The organism is Bacteroidota bacterium (assembly GCA_039111535.1).
Classification (GTDB): domain Bacteria; phylum Bacteroidota; class Rhodothermia; order Rhodothermales; family JAHQVL01; genus JBCCIM01.
The window spans coordinates 1-6534 of the sequence record JBCCIM010000273.1 but is presented as its reverse complement, the minus strand read 5'-3'; the positions used below and the strand labels follow the sequence as shown (position 1 = coordinate 6534).

Here is a 6534-nt window from a genome sequence, read left to right as displayed (position 1 = left end):
GCCGCCGCCGCGCATCTGCCGGCGCGCCAGTTCGTGCTGCGGGTGGGAGGGAAGGTAGGGGTATTTTACAAACTCGACATCTTCCCGCGTCTCCAGGTATTCAGCCAGCGACAGCGCATTGGCGCAATGCCGCTCAATGCGGAGCGCAAACGTTTCGAGGCTCTTGCTAAACATCCATCCATTGAACGGACTGAGGCAAGGCCCAGAGTGTCGCGCGAAAAATCTGATTTTCTCGATGTATTCTGGTTTGCCAACAATTACACCACCGATACCCCGGCCCTGTCCGTCGATGTATTTGGTAGCTGAATGCATAACAACATCGGCGCCCAGGTGCATGGGTTTTTGCAGAATGGGCGTGGCGAAAATGTTGTCGACATACAGGATAATGTTGTGCTTTTTGCAGAGCTTGCCCAACCATTCTAGGTCGATCAAATCAAGTGCCGGATTGGAGGGGGTTTCGATGTAGCAGAGCCGGGTGTTGGGCTGGATCAACGCTTCCCACGTTTCTGGTTGGTTGATGGCGCCATAGCTGTGCGTGATGCCCCAACGCGGTAAGACTTGCGTCAGCACCTGGTGGGTGGAGCCAAACACAGACCGAGATGCCAGCACGTGATCACCATGATTTAGCAGGCCGGCAAACCCCGTAAACACAGCAGACATCCCTGAAGCTACCGCGATGCCATCTTCAGCATCTTCCAGCATACACATTTTAGCTACAAACTCATCCACGCTCGGATTGCTATAGCGTGAGTAGATGCTGCCGTCAATTTCTTTGGCAAACATAGCCCGCGCCTGTTCAGCATCCTCAAACGTAAAGCTTGAAGTCATGTAGATGGAACTGGCGTGCTCGCGGTGACCGGATGCCGGCGTTTGAATACGGATGGCGCGCGTTGCTTCGTGCTGCTTCCGGGGTGAAGCCTGGTCAGACATAGTCTACGTCATTTACCGTGTATGAAAACGTGATTTCTGCCGTAGCTTCTATGGTTTTCGACACCGAGCAATACTTCCCAATGCTGAGTTCGATAGCGCGCTTTACTTTCTCGTGATCAAGATCACCTTTGAGGGTATAGTGTGCGTGAACCTTTTTGAAAAGAGAGGGGACTTCACCTTCGAAACGTTCTGCTGTCAGGTCTACATTGAAGTCATCAACCTGCTGTCGCCCTTTTTTCAGGATAGAGATGATGTCGATGCCTGAGCATCCGCCGATTGCCATAACGAGCAACTGCATGGGGCCGGCACCTTCACCGTGGCCGCCTTCTTTCACGCCGGTGTCCATGTGCACCTGGTTGCCGCGTTCGTTTGTACCTACGAAGTGAAAATCATCGTCAACCCGCTCAACTTTTATTTTGTACATCTGTTGTTTGCCAGTTCTGAAATCCTAAGGGTAACAAGAACCCTTAAGATAAGAACGAAGGTGTACAAAATTTCTCTCCGAGTCCCACTGCAAAAACTTCACAAAAACGGTTGCCAGAATAGTAGCCCTCTTCAACGTGCAAGATGCCGAGCGACAAGGCCCGGTCGTCTGCGCACAGCACCTGAAGTCCCCGCTCAGCGTCAGCTGCAACCACGGAGCCGGCAGGTAACTTGGGTACACGGTCCAGATCCTGAATGCTAACTTCCAGTACACGCGTCATAACATCCCTGAAAAACGTAATGGCACCATTTTGATGCGGATTGCAAGCACGCACCAGGGCTGCAATATCAGCTGCTCCCATGTTGGCCCAGTCAATGACAAGATCCTGTGTTTGCGGCTTGCCCTGGCTTGAGCTTGCTGCTTCTTCTTGCGGCTGGGCTTTGGGGGATGGGAGTGCCGTGTGTATAAACTCTTTTAACGCATTAATTGCAGCGTAACTCAGGTTGGTTTGCACAATCCCGTAGGTGTCCGTGGCCTCAATCGGTATGGATTCTACGTGTAACACCGGACCGGTATCAAATGAGGTAGACATTTGGTGCAATGTGATGCCGCTCTGCTTTTCGTTTTGCGCCACCTGCCAGAAAATAGGATCAGGACCACGATAAGACGGCAGGGGACTTGGATGTAGATTGTAATACCCAAACGGAGGTTTACCCAGGCTTTCTGCAGGGATCAGGTGTGGGAATGTTTGCACAAGAACAAGATCAGGACTACTGTTTGCAACCCATTCATCGAGATCTTCAGAAAGACTGCTTGGAGAGATGCTTGCGTAGGGAATGCCGGCTTCTTCAGCAAAACGCTGCATTTGTTCGCCAAGGATACGGTTGTGGGCGGACGTTGCCAATCCCGCCAAGCAGTCTTGTTCATGTAAAAACTGGGCAGAAGGCAACGCCAGGAAGCTATTGCAAAGAAAAGAAATGCGCATGTAGGAAGGGCGGCGCCAGGCCGGCACGAAATGCCACCGGATACGCCATTTGTAGCGGCCATTGGGAAGAATTGACCAGCTCAGATCCGCGAATTGCAGTCATGATGCGGAGAGCGGTGTCGCCTGTGTTTAAAGAAAAAAGAGTGCCAAAACGATGAGCAATACGATGAATCCGACGATGAAAGTCGGACAACCGTATGCCGTGCTGCCCTCGGGCGGCTGTGTGAAGTTATCGGTCTGGGATTCAACTGTTGACATGTGTTGTCCCTTGTACTGCCTGTTGGTGCGAGGCAGGTGCTATTGATTCGCCGTTCTAGCCACTTTGACGAGGGCGGGTTACAGCAGCTTTGATAATTTGATTGGCAAAAGACTCAAACACATCCAATGATGCGGACCCAACCGTGCCAGTAATGTGCTCTTTGATTTTCTTCCAGACGCCTTCGTTTCTGATGTTGTCCAGAAAATCATATCCGCGGGGTGTGAGTCCTCGAACTGCGGTGAGCAAAATGCGGTTGTTGGTGGAAAACTTGCAGTCTCCTTCGAGCAGACCGCTTTCTATCATCAATTTGACGTGCTCATTTGTAAGCGCCTGCTCATGGCCTTTAACTGCAATAGACGTCACCAACGGCTCTTCAGGGTCACCTTCGTGTTCCACTTGCAGCAGGATCGCTCGGACCAGATCAAAATTACGCTTCATAACCTTCTCGATGCGTCGTATACACGCTAGATTCACGCTTAGGAGAACCTGCTCCCTTTGTTGGGTCGGATTTGAAATCTACAAATGAGAGTCAGAATGCCCCTAAATGTTCCAAGTTTTGTTGTGCCCTCGACAGGGTTTTGTCACAATTAAAGCACAAAAGTATTGCAACCTGACAAGTTTGGCCCTCCGTTTGCATGTTTACTTAAATACACCCGCGCCCACCTGATTTGATTTTTTCCAAGCCGGCCTTCCATGGCCCTATTCCCGATATCCAAGATGAAGACCACCGATCTCATTTCTGCCGCTCTTTCCTGGCTCTTTGGCCTCGTTGGTGTCCTCGGATTGATTCTCGGACTTTCCTTTCTGCCTGCATTGTTTGGATATGCTGACCCTGCCCAGGCGTTTATGACATTGGGGAGTGTTGTGCTGTCAAAAGGCATCCTCGTTTATTACTCATATCCGTTCGGAATCGGGATTTTAGTGGTTTCTACGGCGCTTTTTATCTGGGTGAGCCTGCTGTTTTCCATGTCGCTTTACACCCTGATCGAAACGATTGTATGCTATTTAGACGATCAGCGTGAGGACGGCATGTTCGCTGCATGGATCGGTGTTTTGTCTGCTAACTTCATGCTGGTCAGCTTGTTTGTGTATATGCTCTTCGGGATGTTGATTGCGCCTTCAACCCTGCTTGTAGGCACCTTGATGTTTTTAGCCATGGGCGCTTTGCTCGCCGCCAACTACCAGGAATCCTACCGCGTTTAACAGGATACTTCCTGTCATTTTGAGAATACACAACACAATTTCGTCATATCTGAACTCAGGGTGAGACAAGCCGGCACGCGTACAATTCCCAGGCCCGTGTGTCGTCAAAATTTTTTGTAAAGGATCGCCTTATCAGACAGTTCGCGTAGTAACGAAACGCGTAGGATACCAGGCGATTAAGGGCGTTCGCCAAAAGGTACTACGCATATCTCTATCTCAACTACTTTGGTATAAGTAACAGATCTCCTTCGCATAGATTAAAGTGGACGCGAAACAACAGAAAGGCCACCTATTCTGCGTAACGTAAGGTGGCATAGCGCTTGGATAACAGGGGTGTAGTCCATCCAGCGTCTTGTCCATGCCCAGCCTTTTGTATGAAAAACACACGCCTGATCAGAACCATCTTTTTTGCCGCACTCCTGATCGCTTTGCTCTTTGTGCCGGCACTCGCGCAGTCAGCCGTTGCTGATTCAAAACAGGAGGCTGCTGAAATCGAGGCCAAGCGGACGCGCATTATGGAAGTATCAGAAGCCCCACGTCACAATGAAGAGAACAACGCGGTTGTATTGTATGAACGCGTCATCTCTGAGCTCGTCAAAACCTTTTACATTGCGTGAAGCCCTGTAACCTGTTATTTAGCCCTGAAAAGCTGTGAAAGGGGCTTTGTGTTTGATGATTTGTGTTGAAAGTCATGTGCTGGCGACGTAGAATGGAATCCCGCCCTCATAAAGGAGAATCCCATGGTTGCCAAAAGTCCTTTCCCCGACGTAGAGATTCCTGTTGATGTCTTTCACCGCTACATCACCGAATTCTTTCCGCGTTATGCTTCCCGGCCGGCTCTCATTGATGGCGCTGACGGCCGCGTTGTTACCTATGACGAGTTACGCCTGGAGATCATCCAGGTAGCTGCTGGCTTACATAAGCACGGTTTGCAGAAGGGGGATAAGGTTGCCATTTACAGCTCGAATCATCCTGAGTATGCATCACTGTTTCTTGCAGTTGCTTTACTGGGCGGCGTAAATACTACAATCAATCCGATCTACACTGTTGATGAGCTGAGCTTTCAGCTCAAAGATGCCGGCGCCCGTTTTTTGTTTACTATTCCACAAATGCTGGACAAAGCACAGCAGGCCTCGGAAGAAGCTGGCATTGAAAAGCTCTTTGTATTTGGCGAGGGAGAAGGCGCCCTCTCATTTGCCTCGCTCAAAGACCATGGTGAGTATGTACCGGAAGTTGAGATAGATCCGAAAGAAGACCTCCTGGTGTTGCCTTACTCGAGTGGCACCACAGGGTTGCCCAAGGGTGTGATGCTTACCCACCATAATCTTGTGGCCAATATTGCTCAGACGGAGTCTGTTGAGCCGTTGGATGATGGGGAGGTCCTGATTGGTATTCTGCCGTTTTACCATATCTATGGGATGACGGTTATCATGAGTATGGCGCTGCGCAAGGGGGCAACAGTTGTCACGATGCCCCGCTTTGACATGGAGCATTTCCTGCAATTGATGCAGGACTATAAAGTGACCTCTGCCTACCTGGTGCCACCGATTATTTTGGGTCTGGCAAAACACCCCATTGTAGACAAATACGACCTTTCCAGTCTGGGCTACATTACGTCTGGTGCTGCGCCGTTGTCGCCGGCAGTATCTGAAGAGTGCGCGACACGCCTGGATTGTGTTGTGAAACAGGGATATGGCCTCACCGAGACAAGCCCGGTTACCCATTTCACGCCGAGGCAAGGGCCCATCAAACTCAAAGCAGTAGGCGTATCCATACCAAACACGGAGACGCTCATAGCTGATGTTGAAACGGGAAAGATGCTGCCAATTGGCGAGGTGGGTGAAATCTGGATGCGCGGTCCGCAAGTGATGAAAGGGTACCATCAAAACCCTGAGGCTACAAACGCCATGATTGATGCGGAAGGGTGGTTGCACACGGGTGATGTTGGATATCTGGACGAAGACAGCTACCTGTACGTTATAGACCGGGTTAAAGAGCTGATCAAGTACAAAGGATTGCAAGTTGCGCCGGCAGAACTGGAAGCCGTCTTGCTCGGACACCCTGCAATTGCTGATGCTGCAGTTATTCCGAGTCCAGATGAAGAAGCTGGTGAAGTGCCCAAAGGATGTATCGTGTTGAAGCCTGGCGTTGAAGTTACTGCTGAGGAAATCCAGGCCTTTGTGGCTGAACGTGTAGCGCCGTACAAGAAGTTGCGGCGGGTGGAATTCATGCCCTCAATTCCAAAGGTGCCGTCCGGCAAAATTCTTCGGCGCGAGCTGGTGAAGCGAGAGCGGGAAATGCTTGGTGAATAAGGGAGAAGATAACAGCGGTATGCAACCGACGAAAAGTTTGGGGTAAGCACGCGCCATACGCTGAATTGACTTGCGCCACTTCGAGACTGCGTAGGGTCGCATCACTTGTTATTTTTTGGTGCCCACGTGTGCTGCTCTATGCTGTTTACAGCCCTCAAATGATGTGAACGCAGCACAACTTTACCATCTTTTCAAGCAAAGCTGAACCATGCTTTGGAAGTCTGGAAAGGCACAGGCTGCGTTTAAACGCATGTCCTGGTTGCCGTTAGTATGCCTGTTTGCCATTGCCTCCCTGGTGCTTTCTTTCCGATCCCTCATGCCCGGACTTGAGGCGCCGGCTGCCATTGGTCCTTTTCTTAATGGTAAGCTGCCACCGCAGCTGGCAACCGACATGGAGGTTGTCTCAACTGAAGACTTTATC

9 protein-coding genes are annotated in these 6534 nt (G+C 50.6%); 4 read left to right on the top strand and 5 right to left on the bottom strand.

Annotation, left to right across the window (positions count from 1 at the left end):
* From AAF564_25160 to AAF564_25140, 5 genes are all read right to left on the bottom strand, one after another.
* The coding region (locus AAF564_25160) for an aminotransferase class I/II-fold pyridoxal phosphate-dependent enzyme (GenBank protein ID MEM8488859.1) at window positions 1-930 on the bottom strand (930 nt) is incomplete at its 3' end.
* Window positions 923-1354, bottom strand: coding sequence for an OsmC family protein (locus AAF564_25155; protein ID MEM8488858.1), 432 nt, complete (start codon window positions 1352-1354; stop codon window positions 923-925). The genes AAF564_25155 and AAF564_25160, both read right to left, overlap by 8 nt.
* Window positions 1355-1397: 43 nt before the next feature.
* Window positions 1398-2219 carry a formyltransferase family protein gene (locus tag AAF564_25150; GenBank protein ID MEM8488857.1) on the bottom strand — a complete coding sequence of 274 codons (822 nt, stop codon included), beginning with the start codon at window positions 2217-2219 and terminating at the stop codon, window positions 1398-1400.
* Between the two features lie 94 nt (window positions 2220-2313).
* Complete coding sequence (locus tag AAF564_25145; protein ID MEM8488856.1) at window positions 2314-2442, bottom strand: hypothetical protein; 129 nt, start codon at window positions 2440-2442, stop codon at window positions 2314-2316.
* Between the two features lie 210 nt (window positions 2443-2652).
* Window positions 2653-3036 carry a DUF2513 domain-containing protein gene (locus AAF564_25140; protein MEM8488855.1) on the bottom strand — a complete coding sequence of 128 codons (384 nt, stop codon included), beginning with the start codon at window positions 3034-3036 and terminating at the stop codon, window positions 2653-2655.
* 279 nt (window positions 3037-3315) lie between these two features.
* On the opposite strand from AAF564_25140, the gene AAF564_25135 reads away from it, so the two are divergent.
* From AAF564_25135 to AAF564_25120, 4 genes are all read left to right on the top strand, one after another.
* Complete coding sequence (locus AAF564_25135) at window positions 3316-3801, top strand: hypothetical protein (protein ID MEM8488854.1); 486 nt, start codon at window positions 3316-3318, stop codon at window positions 3799-3801.
* A 374-nt stretch (window positions 3802-4175) separates the two neighbouring features.
* Window positions 4176-4418 (top strand): hypothetical protein, encoded by a 243-nt coding sequence (locus tag AAF564_25130; GenBank protein MEM8488853.1) that lies wholly within the window; start codon window positions 4176-4178, stop codon window positions 4416-4418.
* A gap of 123 nt (window positions 4419-4541) precedes the next feature.
* Window positions 4542-6113, top strand: a complete 1572-nt coding sequence (locus AAF564_25125; protein ID MEM8488852.1) for a 4-coumarate--CoA ligase family protein — start codon at window positions 4542-4544, stop codon at window positions 6111-6113.
* A gap of 208 nt (window positions 6114-6321) precedes the next feature.
* On the top strand, window positions 6322-6534 hold a 213-nt coding region (locus tag AAF564_25120), incomplete at its 3' end, for a hypothetical protein (GenBank protein MEM8488851.1).